General features: G+C 64.2%; 13 protein-coding genes, 1 tRNA gene and 1 pseudogene. 12 read left to right on the top strand and 3 right to left on the bottom strand.

The features are described 5' to 3' along the window. The first annotated feature begins 123 nt into the window (after positions 1-123). The 9 genes from P0652_RS03650 (at position 124) to P0652_RS03690 (ending at position 9,320) form a co-directional block, all read left to right on the top strand. The gene (locus P0652_RS03650) at positions 124-2,808 is read left to right on the top strand and encodes a TIGR02302 family protein (RefSeq protein ID WP_284177385.1); all 2,685 of its coding nucleotides are present in this window, start codon (positions 124-126) and stop codon (positions 2,806-2,808) included. A 100-nt stretch (positions 2,809-2,908) separates the two neighbouring features. Continuing rightward, positions 2,909-3,091, top strand: a complete 183-nt coding sequence (locus P0652_RS03655; protein WP_284177386.1) for a twin transmembrane helix small protein — start codon at positions 2,909-2,911, stop codon at positions 3,089-3,091. Positions 3,092-3,157: 66 nt separating this feature from the next. Next, positions 3,158-3,739: an acyloxyacyl hydrolase gene (locus P0652_RS03660; RefSeq protein ID WP_284177387.1), complete on the top strand. Its 582-nt coding sequence runs from the start codon at positions 3,158-3,160 to the stop codon at positions 3,737-3,739. A gap of 98 nt (positions 3,740-3,837) precedes the next feature. Further along, the gene (locus tag P0652_RS03665) at positions 3,838-4,434 is read left to right on the top strand and encodes a cob(I)yrinic acid a,c-diamide adenosyltransferase (RefSeq protein ID WP_284177388.1); all 597 of its coding nucleotides are present in this window, start codon (positions 3,838-3,840) and stop codon (positions 4,432-4,434) included. A gap of 200 nt (positions 4,435-4,634) precedes the next feature. Continuing rightward, the gene (locus P0652_RS03670; RefSeq protein ID WP_284177389.1) at positions 4,635-5,384 is read left to right on the top strand and encodes an electron transfer flavoprotein subunit beta/FixA family protein; all 750 of its coding nucleotides are present in this window, start codon (positions 4,635-4,637) and stop codon (positions 5,382-5,384) included. A 1-nt stretch (position 5,385) separates the two neighbouring features. Further along, positions 5,386-6,315, top strand: a complete 930-nt coding sequence (locus P0652_RS03675) for an electron transfer flavoprotein subunit alpha/FixB family protein (RefSeq protein ID WP_284177390.1) — start codon at positions 5,386-5,388, stop codon at positions 6,313-6,315. 117 nt (positions 6,316-6,432) lie between these two features. Continuing rightward, positions 6,433-7,314 (top strand): 3-hydroxybutyryl-CoA dehydrogenase, encoded by an 882-nt coding sequence (locus P0652_RS03680; protein WP_284177391.1) that lies wholly within the window; start codon positions 6,433-6,435, stop codon positions 7,312-7,314. Between the two features lie 376 nt (positions 7,315-7,690). Next, entirely contained in the window at positions 7,691-8,530 is an 840-nt protein-coding gene (locus P0652_RS03685; RefSeq protein ID WP_284177392.1) for a phosphate ABC transporter ATP-binding protein, read from the top strand. 220 nt (positions 8,531-8,750) lie between these two features. Further along, positions 8,751-9,320 (top strand): HNH endonuclease, encoded by a 570-nt coding sequence (locus tag P0652_RS03690; protein WP_284177393.1) that lies wholly within the window; start codon positions 8,751-8,753, stop codon positions 9,318-9,320. Between the two features lie 9 nt (positions 9,321-9,329). Here P0652_RS03690 and P0652_RS03695 read toward each other — a convergent pair whose 3' ends face one another. Both P0652_RS03695 and P0652_RS03700 read right to left on the bottom strand, forming a co-directional pair. Further along, the gene (locus P0652_RS03695) at positions 9,330-9,830 is read right to left on the bottom strand and encodes a disulfide bond formation protein B (RefSeq protein WP_284177394.1); all 501 of its coding nucleotides are present in this window, start codon (positions 9,828-9,830) and stop codon (positions 9,330-9,332) included. A 110-nt stretch (positions 9,831-9,940) separates the two neighbouring features. Continuing rightward, on the bottom strand, positions 9,941-10,522 hold the full coding sequence (locus tag P0652_RS03700; RefSeq protein ID WP_284177395.1) for a YqaA family protein: 582 nt from the start codon (positions 10,520-10,522) through the stop codon (positions 9,941-9,943). Positions 10,523-10,722: 200 nt separating this feature from the next. Here P0652_RS03700 and P0652_RS03705 point away from each other — a divergent pair. Further along, positions 10,723-10,807, top strand: a tRNA-Leu gene (locus P0652_RS03705). A 27-nt stretch (positions 10,808-10,834) separates the two neighbouring features. After that, entirely contained in the window at positions 10,835-11,038 is a 204-nt protein-coding gene (locus P0652_RS03710; RefSeq protein ID WP_284177396.1) for a hypothetical protein, read from the top strand. Positions 11,039-11,368: 330 nt separating this feature from the next. Here the strand turns inward: P0652_RS03710 and P0652_RS18770 are convergent. Then, positions 11,369-12,439 (bottom strand): annotated as a pseudogene (locus tag P0652_RS18770) (recombinase family protein); the annotation flags it as partial. Positions 12,440-13,216: 777 nt separating this feature from the next. On the opposite strand from P0652_RS18770, the gene P0652_RS03720 reads away from it, so the two are divergent. Next, on the top strand, positions 13,217-15,568 hold the full coding sequence (locus P0652_RS03720) for a coiled-coil domain-containing protein (RefSeq protein ID WP_284177398.1): 2,352 nt from the start codon (positions 13,217-13,219) through the stop codon (positions 15,566-15,568). Positions 15,569-15,628 lie beyond the last annotated feature (60 nt).

The raw sequence follows: 15,628 nt of genomic DNA on the forward strand, positions 1-15,628 counted from the left end.
ACGCGATTGCGACAGCATGGCTGCCGGTTTGGCACTGGTCAGATCGCGCAGCCGTGCTAGCTTGGTCTGATCCGGGTATGGGGAACGGGGGCCCCTTTCCCGCCTGAGATGGATGGGAGCGCCATGGCCGATCAGCCCCGCGACGCCGCGCCGGATACATCGCCGACACAAGCCGGCACGTCTTCTCTGCCCAGATCTGCCCTGCCCCTGCGCTTTCCGGTCTGGACCTGGCGCCGGACGGCCCTTGGCCTGACGCTCGAAGCCATCCTGCCGCACCTGCTCGCGCCTGCCGCAATCCTCGTTGCCTTCCTCGTGACGGCCTGGCTGGGCCTGTTCGGCGAGATCGAACCGCTCTGGCGCGCAGCCGTCACCGGCCTGTTCGGCCTTGCCTTCCTCGCCTCGCTGCGGGGCCTGCTCGGCATCCGCCTGCCGGATGAGGCGGCGATTCGCCGCCGGCTGGATGGTTCCCGCCCCGAACTGCACCGCCCGCTTGCAACGATGGGCGACAGGCTGGCGGCGAAGGGCGATGCTTTCGCCGAGGCGCTCTGGCAGGTCCATCAGCGCCGCGCCGAAGCCGCGAGCCTCGCTTTGGCCGCCGTCCCCGCCGATGCGCGGATCCGGCGGCGCGACCCTGTTGCCCTGCGCGCCTTTGCCGTTCTGGCCCTCGTGGCTGCAGCCTTCGTGGCCGGCGAGGACCGGCAGGCGCGCCTTGCGCAGGCCTTTGACTGGACGACGCCGGTTATCCCGCCGGTCCCGCCGCGGCTCGATGCCTGGATTGACCCGCCCGCCTATACCGGCCGGCCGCCGATCTTCCTCTCCGCCACCGCCGACGAGGTGATCCGCGCGCCACTCGGCTCGACCATCACAATCCGCTCGACCGCGCCGCGCGTCGAGGGCCGCGAGAACCTGCCGCCCGCGATCACCGTCACGCATGGTCCGGGCCTCGAGCCCCCGAAAGCCGAGGCGCCGGCAGAAGGCGCGCCGGCCGCGCCCGCCACACCGCCACGCCCGAATCCCGGCATCGTTGTCGAGAAGCGCGTCCTCAAGGCGGATGCCGATCTCCGTGTTCTGCGCCAGGGCCAGGAAATCGCCCGCTACCAGCTTGCCGTCATCCCGGACCTGCCGCCCGGCGTGGCGCTGAAGGAAGTTCGCGCTGAGTCGGCCAATGTCGAACGGCAGAGCCCCGGCGGGATCCGCCTCGCCTATGAGATGACCGACGATTACGGGATCGCCAAGGCCGAACTGGTCATTGAGCGCGCCAGCGCGCCGTTCAGCCGCCATCCGCGCACCTTGTTCCCGGCCCCTGCAGCCTCGCTGCCCCTGCGCCTCGGCGCCGGCGAGGCCGCCCTGCCCACCGAGGATCATCCCTGGGCCGGCGAGGAAGTCCGCGTCCGCATCAGGGTCGAGGATGATGTCGGCCAGAGTGCCTTCAGCGAATGGAAGACAGTGATGCTGCCGCAGCGTCCCTTCAGCCAGGCGTTACCCCGTGCCCTTGTCGAGCAGCGCCGGCTGCTGAATTTCTCGCCGATGGATCTCGCTCCCATCCGCCTCGCCTTCGACGCCTTGCTCTTCGAGCCGGAGAAATTCACTCCGCGCGTGGGGGATTTCATCGCGCTCGACATGATCCGCACCGGCCTGCGCACCTCCCGCAACGAGGACCGGCTGCGCGGCATCGCTGACCAGATCTATGATTTCGCGCTCTATCTCGAAAACGGCGACATGACCGATGCCGAGCGCCGCCTGCGCGAGGCCGAGGCCCGCCTGCGCGATGCGCTGGAACGCGGCGCCACGCCCGAGGAAATCAAGCGTCTCGCCGAGGAACTGCGCCGCGCGATGGACCAGTTCCTGCGCGAATTCGCCGAGCGTTCGCTGCGCGATCAGGATCGCAACGCGCGTGACCAGAGTCCCGTTTCGCCGGAGCGCCTGCTCACCCAGCGCGATCTGGCCGAGATGCTCCGCAAGATCGAGGAAATGGCGCGCTCCGGCAACACGGCGGAAGCCCAGCGCCTGCTCAATGAATTGCGGCAGATGATGGAGAATCTCCGCTCGGCTCGCCGGCAGGATGTCGACCCGCGCATGCGGGAACTGGGCCAGCAACTCGAGGAACTCGACCGGCTCCAGCGCGAGCAGCGTGACCTGCGCGACCGCACGTTCCGCGAGGGCCAGCAGCAGCGCGGCCAGCGCCAGCAGGGGCAGCAGGGCCAGCGGCAACAGGGCCAGCAAGGCCAGCAACGCGGCCAGCGCCAGCCCGGCCAGCAGGGGCAGGAAGGCGGCAGCCTGGAGGAGCAGCAACAGGCCCTCCGGGACCGTCTGCGCCAGCTGCGTGAGAGGCTCCAGCAGCGCGGCATGCAGGAAGGCGAGGGTTTCGGCGAGGCCGAGGAGGGCATGGGCGATGCGCAGGGCCAGCTTGGCCAGGGCAATCCCGGCGATGCCACCGAAGGCCAGCAGCGCGCGCTCGACGGCCTTGGCCGTGCAGCGCAGGGCATGGCGCAGGAACTCCAGCGTCAGCTCGGCCAGGGCAACGAACCCGGCGAAGGCGAAGGCGAAGGCCCCGGTTTCGGCCAGCCGGGCCCCGGCCAGCGTGGCCGTGCCGAGAACCGGATGGATCCGCTGGGCCGGCCTCAGGCCAACCAGCGCCGCGATTTCGAGGACAACACCACCAACCCCGATATCGGCAGGAACGACCTCCAGGGCTCGATCAGCGAGCGCGCCGAGCGTGTGCTCCGCGAATTGCGCCGCCGGCTCGGCGAATTCGACCGGCCGCAGGGCGAACTCGACTATCTCGACCGCCTGCTGCGCCAGCGCTGACAGCGTCCAAAAGTAGCGGAACCGGGCTCTTCCCGGCGCGGTTCCACTCGCCTAAAGAGAGGCATGCCCGGTCCGGGCATAGCGGAAACGAGGGGGAATCATGATGAATGCCGTGGTCGGCGTGGCCGTTGGAGCCGTAACCCTCGTCCTGCTGCTGGGCCTTGTGAACATGATGCGCGGCGGCTCGCCGAACCGCTCGCAGCAATTGATGCGCTGGCGCGTCGGCCTGCAATTTCTCGCCATCGTCATCATGATGGGCGTCATCTGGGTCAAGAACGGCTGATCGCGGCCCGCCGGCCAGTTTCCTGCCTCTGCTTCTTCATTTGGTTAACCTTAACGATTTCTCGCCATGGTCTCCGGCATGGAGACCCTGCGACGCCTGCTCGCGGCCGGCCTGTTCCTCATGGCAGGATCCGCCTCGGCCGCTGACCCCCCTGCTCTCGCCGGCCCCCGCCCGCCGGGCGGCTGGCTGTCCGAGGCTCGGTTTGGCATGGCCGCACATGATCCGTGGAGCCCGGAAGCCGGCTCGGCCAATCTCGCCGGGCTGCTCCTGTTCCGCCGGCCCTTCCTGCCTGCGAGCGCCCCCGCTGCGCTGGTGCCCCTCCCCCATCTCGGCTTTTCGGCCAGCCTCGGCGGCAAGACCAGCCATGTCCATGCCGGCGTGACCTGGCAGGTCGATCTTACGGACCGGCTGTTTGTCGAGGGCAGCCTCGGTGCCGCATTCCATGACGGCCATACCGGCCGGGCCATCCCTGCCGGCCGCAACGCGCTCGGCTGCCGTGCCCTGTTTCGCGAGGCGGCCTCTGTCGGTTACCGGCTCGACGGGGGCTGGACCGTGACCGCCGGGCTCGAGCATCTCTCGAATGCCGGCCGCTGCAATGCCAATCGTGGGCTGACGAATGTCGGCGTGATGCTGGGCTACCGTTTCTGACAATGGCTTGAGGCAACAGGCCGCAGGCGGGCCGGGCTGCCCGATTCCCCGCCCCCGCTCCCCTTGAATTTCCGGCGCCCGCGGCCATAGTGCCCCGCATGGTCAAGCTCAATCGAATCTATACCCGCACTGGCGATGCCGGCACGACCGGCCTCGGCGATGGCGCCCGCGTGCCGAAATTCGACCTTCGCGTCGAATCCTATGGCACGGTCGATGAAACCAACGCCGCGATCGGCCTCGCCCGGCTGCACAGCGCGGCCGAACCGGAGATCGATGCGATTCTCGCGCGGATCCAGAACGATCTTTTCGATCTCGGCGCCGATCTCTGCACGCCCGATCGCGGCAAGCCACTCGGCTGGGAACCGTTGCGGATTGTCGATAGACAGGTCGAGCGGCTCGAAGCCGAGATCGACCGGATGAATGCGCGCCTCCAGCCGCTGCGATCCTTCACCCTGCCCGGCGGAACGGCGCTGGCGACGCATCTCCACCTCGCCCGCACCATGGCCCGGCGGGCAGAACGCCAGATGTGCCGGCTCGCGGCGATCGAGGGCGAACCCGTCAGCCCGGCCGCGCTGAAATACATCAACCGCCTGTCGGACCTGCTCTTCGTCCTCTCCCGCAACGCCAATGGCGACGGCGCCGGCGACGTCCTCTGGGTGCCCGGCCTGACGCGGGAACAACCGGCGGCGGAATGAGGGCGGAATTCATGCGGCAGGGTCGTCTACTTGACAGAAATGACAGCGTCCTTGACCTATTCCCCGCTTCGGCGGCAACCCGGCGAAACGGAACGGAACCCCTTTCCTTCGCAGGATAGTTCATATATAAACTATTCAAGATCAGGTTGGTTCCCGGTCCCGTCGGGAACCTTCGAGAGGAAACAGACAGGACGAGCGCCATGAAGATTCTGGTCCCCGTGAAGCGGGTGGTCGACTACAACGTGAAGATCCGGGTGAAGCCGGATGGGTCGGGTGTCGAACTGGCCAATGTCAAAATGTCGATGAACCCGTTCGACGAGATTGCCGTCGAGGAAGCCCTGCGCATCAAGGAGGCCGGCAAGGCGACCGAGGTGGTGGTGGTGTCGATCGGCCCGGCCCAGGCGCAGGAAACCATCCGCACCGGCCTCGCCATGGGCGCGGATCGCGGCATCCTCGTGAAGACCGATGCGACGGTTGAACCGCTCGCCGTGGCCAAGCTCCTCAAGGCGGTGATCGCCAGCGAAGGCCCGGGCCTGGTGATTCTCGGCAAGCAGGCGATCGATGACGACATGAACGCCACCGGCCAGATGCTCGCCGCGCTGCTCGGCTGGGGCCAGGGCACCTTCGCCTTCAAGGTCGCGGTCGAGGGCGAAACGGTTGCCGTGACACGCGAGATCGATGGCGGCCTGCAGACGGTGTCGCTGGCGCTGCCGGCGATTGTCACCACCGATCTCCGCCTCAACGAGCCGCGCTATGCCTCGCTGCCGAACATCATGAAGGCCAAGAAGAAGCCGCTCGACGAGACCTCGCCGGAAGCGCTCGGCGTCGATATCAGCCCCCGCCTCGAGGTGCTGAAGACCGCCGAACCGCCGACCCGCAAGGCGGGCGTGAAGGTGGGCTCGGTGGCCGAGCTGGTGCAGAAACTCAAGACCGAAGCCGGAGTGATCTGACATGGCGATCCTCGTTCTCGCGGAACATTCGAATGTTGCCCTCAATGAGGCGACCGCAAAGGCCGTCACCGCTGCGGCGGCAATGGGCGGCGATGTCCATGTGCTCGTGGCCGGCAACGGCGCGAAGCCGGCGGCCGAAGCGGCGGCGAAACTTGCCGGTGTCGGCAAGGTCCTGCTGGCCGAAGGTGATTCGCTTGGCCATGCCCTGCCGGAAACCGTGGCGGACCTGCTGGTCAGCCTCGCGCCGGGCTATGACGGCATCGTCGCGCCGGCCACGGCCAACGGCAAGAACATCCTGCCCCGTGCAGCGGCCCTGCTCGATGTGCAGGTGATCTCCGGCGTCACCAAGGTGATCGCCGCCGACACGTTCGAGCGCCCGATCTATGCCGGCAACGCCATCCAGACCGTGAAATCGAGGGACTCGAAGAAGCTCGTCTCGATCATGACCGCGAGCTTCGCGGCAGCGGGCGCAGGCGGCGCAGCCGCCATCGAAAGCGTGGCCGCGCCGGGTGCCTCGGCCAAGGCCCGCTTCGTCTCGGAGGAAGTGGCGAAATCAGACCGGCCGGAACTCGCCTCGGCGAAGATCATCGTCTCGGGTGGCCGGGCCATGGGCTCGGCGGAGAAGTTCCGCGAAGTGATCGAGCCGCTGGCGGACAAGCTCGGCGCAGCCATCGGCGCCTCCCGCGCGGCAGTCGATGCCGGCTATGCCCCGAACGACTGGCAGGTCGGCCAGACCGGCAAGGTGGTGGCGCCGGCGCTCTATATCGCCTGCGGCATTTCCGGCGCGATCCAGCATCTCGCAGGGATGAAGGATTCGAAGGTCATCGTCGCGATCAACAAGGACGCAGAGGCCCCGATCTTCCAGGTCGCGGATTATGGTCTCGTGACGGATCTGTTCGAGGCGGTTCCGGAACTCGAGAAGTCGCTCTGAAGGGCGCTTCGCCCCGTTTCGGTTGAGACAAATTTGACGAAATGGCATTCCGGCGCTTGAGCCGGAATGCGGGCCGTCCTACCCTCGCTTCCGGTGCGTCGAAGGAAATACAGGGCCATGCAAGGCGGAATTCGGAAAGTGGGCGTCATCGGCGCCGGGCAGATGGGCAGCGGCATTGCCCATGTGGCGGCGCTTGCCGGCCTTGACGTCGTGATCAACGATATCAACGAGGAGCGCGTGCAATCCGGCCTCGCGACGATCAACGGCAATCTCTCCCGTCAGGTCCAGAAGGGCAGCGTCACCGACGAGGCCCGCCATGCCGCCCTCGCCCGAATCACCGGCTCGCCGGATATGGCCGCGCTCTCCCAGTGTGATCTCGTGATCGAGGCCGCCACGGAGAACGAGGAGGTCAAGCGCAAGATCTTCCAGAATGTCACGCGCACGCTGAAGCCCGAGGCTCTGCTCGCCACCAACACCTCGTCGATCTCGATCACGCGGCTCGGCGCCGCGACGGACCGGCCGGAGCAGTTCATCGGCATCCATTTCATGAACCCGGTGCCGGTCATGCAGCTGGTGGAGATCATCCGCGGCATCGCCACGGACGACAACACCTTCAATCTCAGCCGCGATTTCGTGCAGGCCCTCGGCAAGACCGTGACGATGAGCGAGGATTTCCCCGCCTTCATCGTCAACCGCATCCTGCTGCCGATGATCAACGAGGCGATCTACACGCTCTATGAGGGTGTCGGCACGGTCGAGGCCATCGACACCGCGATGAGGCTGGGCGCCAACCATCCGATGGGCCCGCTCCAGCTGGCGGATTTCATCGGGCTGGATACCTGCCTCTCGATCATGCAGGTCCTGCATGATGGCCTCGCCGACAGCAAGTATCGCCCCTGCCCGCTTCTGGTGAAATATGTCGAGGCCGGCTGGCTCGGCCGCAAGACCAAGCGCGGCTTCTACGATTATCGCGGCGAGAAGCCTATTCCGACGCGGTGAGGGGCGCACCGGCGGCACCCTGCCGCGTCTCCCCCCCTTGATCCAAATCAACGACCGCCGCGGCCTCGCTTGGCATTCTCCCCCTGCATCGTGGAGGAACGGGTTCGGCCCCTCTCCGTGGCGCGGAAGCCGGCAGCCGCCCCCTCGGCACCCGGCAGGGTTCCGGACCTTCCGTCCGAAACGCCGCACCATCGGAACGACCGGACAGGTTCCCCCTCCCCTGACTTGGTTCTCCATGAACCGACGCCGGCGTCCTCCGCCGGCGTTTTGTTTTTTTCATCTCAATAAAATCAGATAGATAGCCGGCGTCACTTGCGGCAGCGCAAAGCCTTTGACCAGGCAAGACGGCACTCTTCGTCCGGAAGGGAGATCCGTCATGAATGCCCATGCTGCCTTGCCGAATGCCCAGATCACACTCCGCAACCTTGTCGGCCCTGAGGGCCGCCATCTCGCTGCCCATGCCCCCTGCCTCTCCGTGCAGGATGTCGATTTCTACTATGGCCCCAAACATGCGCTCAAAAAGGTCTCGCTCGAGATCTTCACCCGCGAGGTCACCGCCTTTATCGGCCCCTCCGGCTGCGGCAAGACCACGCTGCTGCGCTGTTTCAACCGGGCCTATGAGGCCATTCCCGGCGCATACATGACCGGCCGGATCCTGCTCGATGGCCGCGATATCCACGATCCGGATCTCGACCCTCCGCTGCTGCGGCGCCGGTTCGGCTGGGTCGCGCAGAAGCCCAATCCGTTCCCCTGGTCGATCGCCGAGAATGTCGCCTACGGCCCTCGCCTGCACGGAATCGTCGCCGGCCGCGCCGATACGGCCGAGCTGGTGGAACGCTGCCTGCGCCGGGTCGGCCTCTGGGACGAGGTGAAGGACGATCTCGGCCAGCCTGGCACGGACCTTTCCGGCGGGCAGCAGCAACGCCTCTGCATCGCGCGGGCCATCGCCTACAACCCGGAGATTCTCCTGATGGACGAGCCCTGCTCCGCGCTCGATCCGGTAGCGACCGCGATCGTTGAAGCTTTGATCGAGGATATGCGGCGGGATTTCACGGTGGTCATCGTCACGCACAACATGCAGCAGGCCGCACGGCTGGCCCAGCGCGTCGCGATGTTTCATCTCGGCCGGCTGGTCGAGGTGGACGACGCCGAAACGTTGTTCACCCGCCCTCGGGAACACATCACCGAGGATTTCCTGACGGGTCTCTACGGCTGATCCACCCTCCTGCAGGGAGCAAAGGCCCGTTCCCATGGCGGCCGGAAGCCCCATTCCCGCCTGCGACCGGGCTCCCCCTTCACAGGGCTGTCACATCGGCCCTACACTAAGGGGGTGAAATGACGGGCAGCGATTCGTCCCCGCCCGGAAAGAGAAGAGAGACTGCGTATCCGAGCATCTGCTTACGAACACGACTGGCGTATCGATCTGGGGGCCTTGCGTGACGATCCATGTCCACCCATTCGTTTCTCCCGAAGCCTGTCCGGCGCTTGTACTGAACGCCGATTACCGGCCGCTTTCCTATTACCCGCTCTCGCTCTGGTCCTGGCAGGACACGATCAAGGCCGTCTTCCTCGACCGGGTGAACATCGTCTCCGAATATGACCGCGCGGTCTGCTCGCCCTCCTTCTCGATGCGGCTGCCCAGCGTCGTCTCGCTCAAGACCTATGTGAAGCCTTCCCGCATTCCCGCCTTCACGCGGTTCAACGTGTTCCTGCGCGATCGCTTCACCTGCCAGTATTGCGGTGCGCGCGAGGACTTGACCTTCGACCACGTGATCCCGCGCTCCAAGGGCGGCCTCACCACCTGGGAGAATGTCGTGGCGGCCTGTTCGCCCTGCAACCTTCGCAAGGGCGATCGCCTTCCTCTCGAGGTGGAGATGCTGCCCTTCCAGAAGCCCTATGCGCCCAGCGTGCAGGACCTGCACCAGAACGGCCGGCTCTTCCCGCCGAACTACCTGCATGACAGCTGGATGGACTATCTCTACTGGGATACCGAGCTGGATCCGTAAGCCCGCCGTTCAGCGCCGCCGGAACAGCTGCGCTGCCCGGGCGAAGAGCCCGGCCACAATCAGCGAGGCCACGGCGTTCCACCCCGCGAAGGACAGACCGAGAATGCGCATCGGCGCCTCGTCGCACAGGACGACGCGGGCGCTTTGCAGCGATTTCTGGAAATCCTGGAAGCTTGGCGCGGCAAGTTCCACCCGCCCGCCGCAGCCCGCCGGCCCGGCCCAGAGCTTCCATTCGACACCCGCATGAAAGACGCCCAGCCCGGCCGAGACAAGGAAGATCAGGGCGAGCAGCAGCGCGAGGCCGCCCAGAACGCGCGGGGCCTTGCCCGTGGCCAGAAGAGCCAGCGCCGCCATGGCCGGCACCGTGGCGACATAATAGGGGATCCGCTGCCACAGGCAGAGCATGCAGGGCACATAGCCGAGGCCCAGCTCGGAGAACCACGCGCCGCCGATCGCCGCGCTGGCCAGCGCGATCCCGGCGAGGAGAAGCGGAACGGGGCGGTTGAACATCAGGGCCAGCCTAAAGCATTTTCCGATCAGGTGGATACCGGTTGATCGCAGAAAATGCGTCAAAAACAAGGAACGGGAGCGGACGACCTGATCCAGTCAGGTCGTCCGCTCTAGAAGAAGAATTTGGCTGCGGCAAAGCCGCCGATGATCGCAACCACCGTGACGATGCCGACCAGCGTGAGGTTGGCCTCGATGAAATGGCGGATCGGGCCGCCGAACCGGTTCATCACGCCGGCGACGAGGAAGAAGCGCGCACCGCGCGTGATCGTCGAGAGCAGCACGAACATCAGGAAATCATAGCCCGCGAGGCCGCTCGCGATGGTGATCAGCTTGAACGGAATCGGCGTGAAGCCCTTGATCAGGATGATCCAGTGCCCGTGCTGCTGGTAGAGCGTTCGGAACGCATCCATCTTGTCGCCATAGCCATAGAGCCGGATCAGCCAGGCGCCGAGCGTGTCATAGAGCAGCGCGCCGATCAGGTAGCCGGCAATCCCGCCCAGCACCGAGGCGATGGTACAGATCGCAGCGTAATGCCAGGCACGCTCGGGTCGGGCCATCGTCATCGGCACCAGCATCACATCCGGCGGAACGGGAAAGAACGAGCTTTCCGCGAAGGAAACCGCCGCCAGCGCCTGCGGCGCCCGCCGCGAATTGGCGAGACCGATCGTCCAGTCATAGAGCTGCTTGAACATGCCAGATCCTGCCACCCGCGATGCGCTGGCGCTTCATAGAGCATTTCCGGTTCCGAAGCCTATGGCCGGAACCGGAAAAATGCCGTCAGGGTGAACATTCTGACATGGGCCGGCAGAGCAGCCGCGAAGCCGGGCTCGCATCGGAATTGACCAGCCGGTCAAACGCATGATACGCGGAGCGCGCATTCGGCCCGGCCGATGCCCCTGTGGCGGAACTGGTAGACGCGTCCGACTCAAAATCGGATTCCGCAAGGAGTGCTGGTTCGATTCCGGCCAGGGGCACCATTCCTGAACAGAACTGCGAACCGGGGGTTGGTTCGTGATCTTGTTCTTAAGACCCCTGTCAAAATTGTCATTTCTACCGATTACCCGGATTTTGTCGGCAGAAACCTCGATTTTGTCGACGATCGAGGTGATCCAGAGCTTCCGGGCGGCGGTGTCGCCGTCGGTGATCCGCTTACGCAATTCGGCCGTGAACTCGGCCACGACCGCGGCATCGAAGGTAACAGGCGTTGAAGAGTTTGCGAGCGCCCGGTCCCGGGCGGCGTTGGCCGAATCGCGCTTCTGGGCCAGATTTTTTTGCGTTTCCTTGAGGGTCGGCTCTGTTGGGTCGATCGTGCCAGCGGCAATGCCGCTATAAAAGTGCTGAAGCGCTTTTTCTGCATTGGCAGCCTCGATCTGGAGGTCCGCGATACGCTGGTTGACCGAGGCCTGCCGGGATTGACGCTTGGCCGCAATCATTTCGAGGATCGACAGCACTCGGTCGGGCTGAAGCAGCTTATCGGCAAGTGCGTCAGTCACGAGCGCTTCAGCTTTCGGCCTGGGAATTGTGATGCCCTCGCAGACAAACTTACCCTTTTTCGTCGCATTGAGGCATTTGTAATAAGTGTAGAGCGTCCCCCGCCGCGAGGTGCCGGTCGTGGGCGACATGGCCCCATCACACAAGCCACACCGGATTATGCCGCCGAACAGGCTCGGCGCGCTGTCGAGGCGCGGCGGGCGCCGGGTTGGTTCGCGGGATTGCAGGAGTTCCTGCACACGATCGTAGGTCTCACGGTCAATGATGGCCGGGATTGCAACATGGATAAGCTGGTCATCCGGTTTGAATGACCCATCCTTGCGCCGGACATTCCAGGGCCGTGAGCCCGCATAGGCTTCGCGGATCAGGATTTCATGGATGGTGCCGGTTCCAAAAACATTACCTGATCGGGATCGAAAGCCACGACGATTGAGTTCTTCGGCGATTTTCTTAACGCCGAGTGGCCCCGATCCAGCATCGCCTTCAAGTGCTAGCCGAAAAGCGAGGCGCACGGTTTCGGCCTCCACGGGATCGATCTCGAGGCGCTTCTTAGTTTTATTTCCGATGCGCCCGGCATCGATAGATCGATAGCCCAAGGGAATGTTGCCGCCATTGCTGTAGCCAGCCTCGGCGGTCGCGCGCATGCCCCGAAGGGTTCCCACGCGAGCGTCAAGCACCTTGATCTCATTGACAAGGCCAAGGAACGTTCGCGGGATGAAGCTCTCAGGGGCCTCGGACACATTCTCGGCAAGTGAAACCAGCTTGATTGACGCGTTCTGGAGCTTGCGCATCAGCACTTCCTGGTCAAGCAGCGACCTGGAAAGGCGCGAGAGCGAGGGGGTGACGAGGAGATTAATCCGATTGGCCGGATCAAAAGCAAAGTTCAGCATCGCTTCGAAGTTGGGTCGATTGGTCGAACTTCCGCTGACGCCCGCGTCAACGAACATCTGCACGAGGTTCCAGCCATCGGCTTTGCAGCGCCTTTCGACATCTTGGATTTGCTGATCGATGGACAGCCGGTTCTCGGCCTGCTCCTCGGTCGAGACCCTGGCATAGCCAACAACGCGCATGCTTGAGGGGCTCTGTAAGGCAGCGTTATGGGTTTTCCGGCGTGGCATGGGACCTCCTTGCAGTTACCGATTGGAATCACGATGAGGCCGGACCTGCAAGGCGGTGGGATGCAACGGGGCCTTTTGCCTTGCAGTGCTTCGTGCTAGTATCTTGTCGATTTCGTCGTGCATGAGACGCTCAATCGAGTTGACCTCAGCCGCCGAGAACACGCCGGCGTCGATATCCTCGAGGGAGACAAACAGCTGGTCCGGAACCGTTCGATCCTTTTGGGATGATCGTTTCGGATTGGTTAGTGCAGGTCGAACGCGTGACATGAGATGTGCCTCGTTTGAGAGGCTTCCCATTCATCAGATGGCCGCCGCGCGAGCACCGCTAAGAATTGGCAAGTCTGGTCCAGTCGCTCGAAACTGGGTGTAATTAGTCGTCTTCCGCAATCTGGAAGACGATCCCATGTCGAACACCACATCCGCGACGAGCGGCTTCAGCCAACAATCCACGACCACCATTTCCCCTGCCGATCGGCAACCAGATCGGCACGCATCGCAGGCCGGTCGCGTACCAGACTTGGTAGCGTTTATCCTGCCAGACGGTCCGTCTGGCCCCGCCGGCTGGCGGGTATTCTGCCGGGCCGACGGCCCGGCACCCCCCGGAGGGCGAACGGAGTTAAGCGGAGCGGTTTTCGGCACGAAAATAACTCCCAGTGAGTTCCTTGGCGCAAACGCCAAGGAACTCACTGGGTTCGCCCGCGGGATCCGCGGGGGACGTTCCAGAGCCCGGGCGCATGTCCGGGCAGGGTATCCGTTAGCGTCGGTTGGAGGTGCCGAATGAGCGCCCCCGACTTAATCGAGTATGCATACGCGCGCTGCGATCGTCTAAAGACCCTCGCGCAACTCCGAAAGGCGCAGAAGCATGCTGATCGGGTTGCAGATGCGCGTTGCGTCGTGCGCCCGGGCACCAACCCAAGCGACGACCAAGTGCGCTGGACCCTTGGTCAGGGTGACGGGGCGTTTGACCTGATCGAGGGCTGGCGCCGCGCTAAGGGCTCAGCGCGCGAAAGAGCCAAAGCGCCGATCTGCTTGCACCTCATCATCGGCGTCTCTCCGTCATGGGTCGCGCGCGCAGGGAATTTGCACGACCGCAGCAATCCAGCTAACGCGGCGCTGTTCGCAGCGGCGCGTGACTTCGCCACGCGAGAAATCGGAACCGTAGCCGCCGCCCGGCTCGATCTCGATGAAGAAGGCGGCGGCGTGGTGGATGTGTTCGTCGTGCCCGTATTTGAAAGGCAGAGACGCATACGCAAGGACCGTACCCGTTCGCCTGACAGCGTCCTTGAAATCTCAGCAAACAAGGCCTTCGAGAAGCTCTGCGAAGTGACCGGCGAGAAGGGCGACTACGCGGCGTTGCAGACTGCATGGGCTGACCATGCCCAAAGGCACCTCGATCGCAGGCTGAAGCGAGGGGAACGCAAGACAAAGACCAAGCGCCATCACCTCGAAACTCCCGAGTTCAAGGAACTGATGCGCAAGACCACCAAGCTGAAAGAGGAAGCTGAAGCCGCTCAGGCCGTTCTCGACCAGCTCCCAGCTGAAAGGCGGGAGCTGGAAGACGTGCGCCGATCGCTCGATCGGCGGGAGGCGTGGTTAGTGCAGTACGAGGAGCAATACCGAAGCGAAATCGACCGCGAGGTGAAGACGCTTGCAGCAGCTTGGACGCGGGTTGCAGATGGGGAGGAGCTCACCGACGCCGATCGGGCGTCGCTAGCCGCTCCTATGGCGATTAAGGCCAGCGCTGCGCTGGAGGCTGCAATTGCCGCAGTCGAAGCTGAAAAAGCGGCACAGGCAACGCGCACTGAAGAGATCATTCGCGAGGAGGAACGCGTGGCAGGGCTGCGCCACGCAGTCGAGGCTCGTCAACACGAGCTCGATGAGCGGGAGGAAAAGGTTGGAAACGACGAGCAGGCGATCCGGACGCGCGATGCCGGATCTCGCACGCGCGCCGCCGAACTCGAGAAAAAAGAGTCCCGGCTCGGCATCGCGGAGCAAGAGGCGCAAGCCGCGAGCGAGCATGCGGCATATCTCATGGAAGAAGCCAGAAGCTTGAAGGGCCGCATCATGGGAGCCCTTGAAGCCGTGATCCGGCGCTGGCGCGGCGGATCAGAGCCGGGTGATGACGAGATTTTGAAGCACAAGGACGTGGCGAGTTTGGCAGAAGCCGCACACTTGACCCTGGAGGAGATCGACAGCAAGCGACGTGGTCTGGAATCCATGAGGCAGACGGTCGCGACCGAAATCGAGCGGATGCACAAGCTTGAAAGCCAGCAAGCTGACGAGGCGTCGCGCCTGAATGATCTGAAGACCGATCTGGATAATAAGGACAAAGAAATCACTCAAAAGGCATCCGAACTTGAGGCCAGAGACGTCAAGCTCACCAAGCGGGAAAAAGCCCACACGGATGCCGTTGCAAAGCACGATGAGCGCGTTGCGGCCGATATCAACCGCATCGGACGCTTTGTACTGGCGTTGCGGCAGCGCCTGATCGGCGCTCCCTTGGCTGAGGATCAGGCGATCCTCGATGACCCTATGTTTGACGGCATTCGCGTGCAGGTCGATGAAACGCGAAAGGCGCTTGACGCCGAAATTACTGCGAAGCGCGAAACCCGCGACAAGTTGGCCAACGAAAGCACGGTGCTTGGGCGTCAATCGGCCAAGATCAAAGCCGTTGGCCCTGCCTTGGCGGCGTGGCTCGCGGGCGAGCGAAGTGATGAGCTACAGGCCAAGCTGGGCCAACCGGAAGCCAAGCCCTTCGTCGATGCCTTTGACGGGCTGCTGGCCGCATTGGCCAAGCGACGGGAGATTGTTGACGAGAAGGAACAGGAACTGGAGGCAAAAATGAAGGAAACGAGAAAAGAGGAAGCAAAGGCGGCCAGGCGGCTGGTCGACACAGAAAAGCGCGCCTCAGATCTTGCAGAACTCATTGAAGCCAATGCAGCCGAGGCCACGCGCATCGGAAACGCACTCCAACGATATGGCAAGGCCATCGACGAATTGGCCGAGTATCACAATCGCGCTTCGCTTTTGCCGCGCATTGAAGAAGCGGTCGCAGATGCCAGCAGCGCGGCAACGAAAGCGCAGCAGCTGCGCAAGCCTCCTGTCAAGGGTGGCTTTGAGCGTGACTGACCTGCCACTGAGTTGTCATCCAGCGGCGATTAGAGCCTCGGCGGGTTTTACGCCTTGTGG

Origin of the sequence: Rhabdaerophilum sp. SD176 (assembly GCF_030143245.1) — a bacterium.
Taxonomy (GTDB): Bacteria; Pseudomonadota; Alphaproteobacteria; order Rhizobiales; family Beijerinckiaceae; genus Rhabdaerophilum.

What these genes read in the sequence shown, in the direction of transcription:
- P0652_RS03650 (WP_284177385.1), top strand. Translation starts at nt 124, where the DNA reads ATGGCCGATCAGCCCCGCGACGCCGCGCCGGATACATCGCCGACACAA.
- P0652_RS03695 (WP_284177394.1), bottom strand. Translation starts at nt 9,830, where the DNA reads ATGTTCAACCGCCCCGTTCCGCTTCTCCTCGCCGGGATCGCGCTGGCC.
- P0652_RS03700 (WP_284177395.1), bottom strand. Translation starts at nt 10,522, where the DNA reads ATGTTCAAGCAGCTCTATGACTGGACGATCGGTCTCGCCAATTCGCGG.
- P0652_RS03720 (WP_284177398.1), top strand. Translation starts at nt 13,217, where the DNA reads ATGAGCGCCCCCGACTTAATCGAGTATGCATACGCGCGCTGCGATCGT.
- P0652_RS03665 (WP_284177388.1), top strand. Translation starts at nt 3,838, where the DNA reads ATGGTCAAGCTCAATCGAATCTATACCCGCACTGGCGATGCCGGCACG.
- P0652_RS03670 (WP_284177389.1), top strand. Translation starts at nt 4,635, where the DNA reads ATGAAGATTCTGGTCCCCGTGAAGCGGGTGGTCGACTACAACGTGAAG.
- P0652_RS03675 (WP_284177390.1), top strand. Translation starts at nt 5,386, where the DNA reads ATGGCGATCCTCGTTCTCGCGGAACATTCGAATGTTGCCCTCAATGAG.
- P0652_RS03655 (WP_284177386.1), top strand. Translation starts at nt 2,909, where the DNA reads ATGATGAATGCCGTGGTCGGCGTGGCCGTTGGAGCCGTAACCCTCGTC.
- P0652_RS03685 (WP_284177392.1), top strand. Translation starts at nt 7,691, where the DNA reads ATGAATGCCCATGCTGCCTTGCCGAATGCCCAGATCACACTCCGCAAC.
- P0652_RS03680 (WP_284177391.1), top strand. Translation starts at nt 6,433, where the DNA reads ATGCAAGGCGGAATTCGGAAAGTGGGCGTCATCGGCGCCGGGCAGATG.
- P0652_RS03660 (WP_284177387.1), top strand. Translation starts at nt 3,158, where the DNA reads ATGGTCTCCGGCATGGAGACCCTGCGACGCCTGCTCGCGGCCGGCCTG.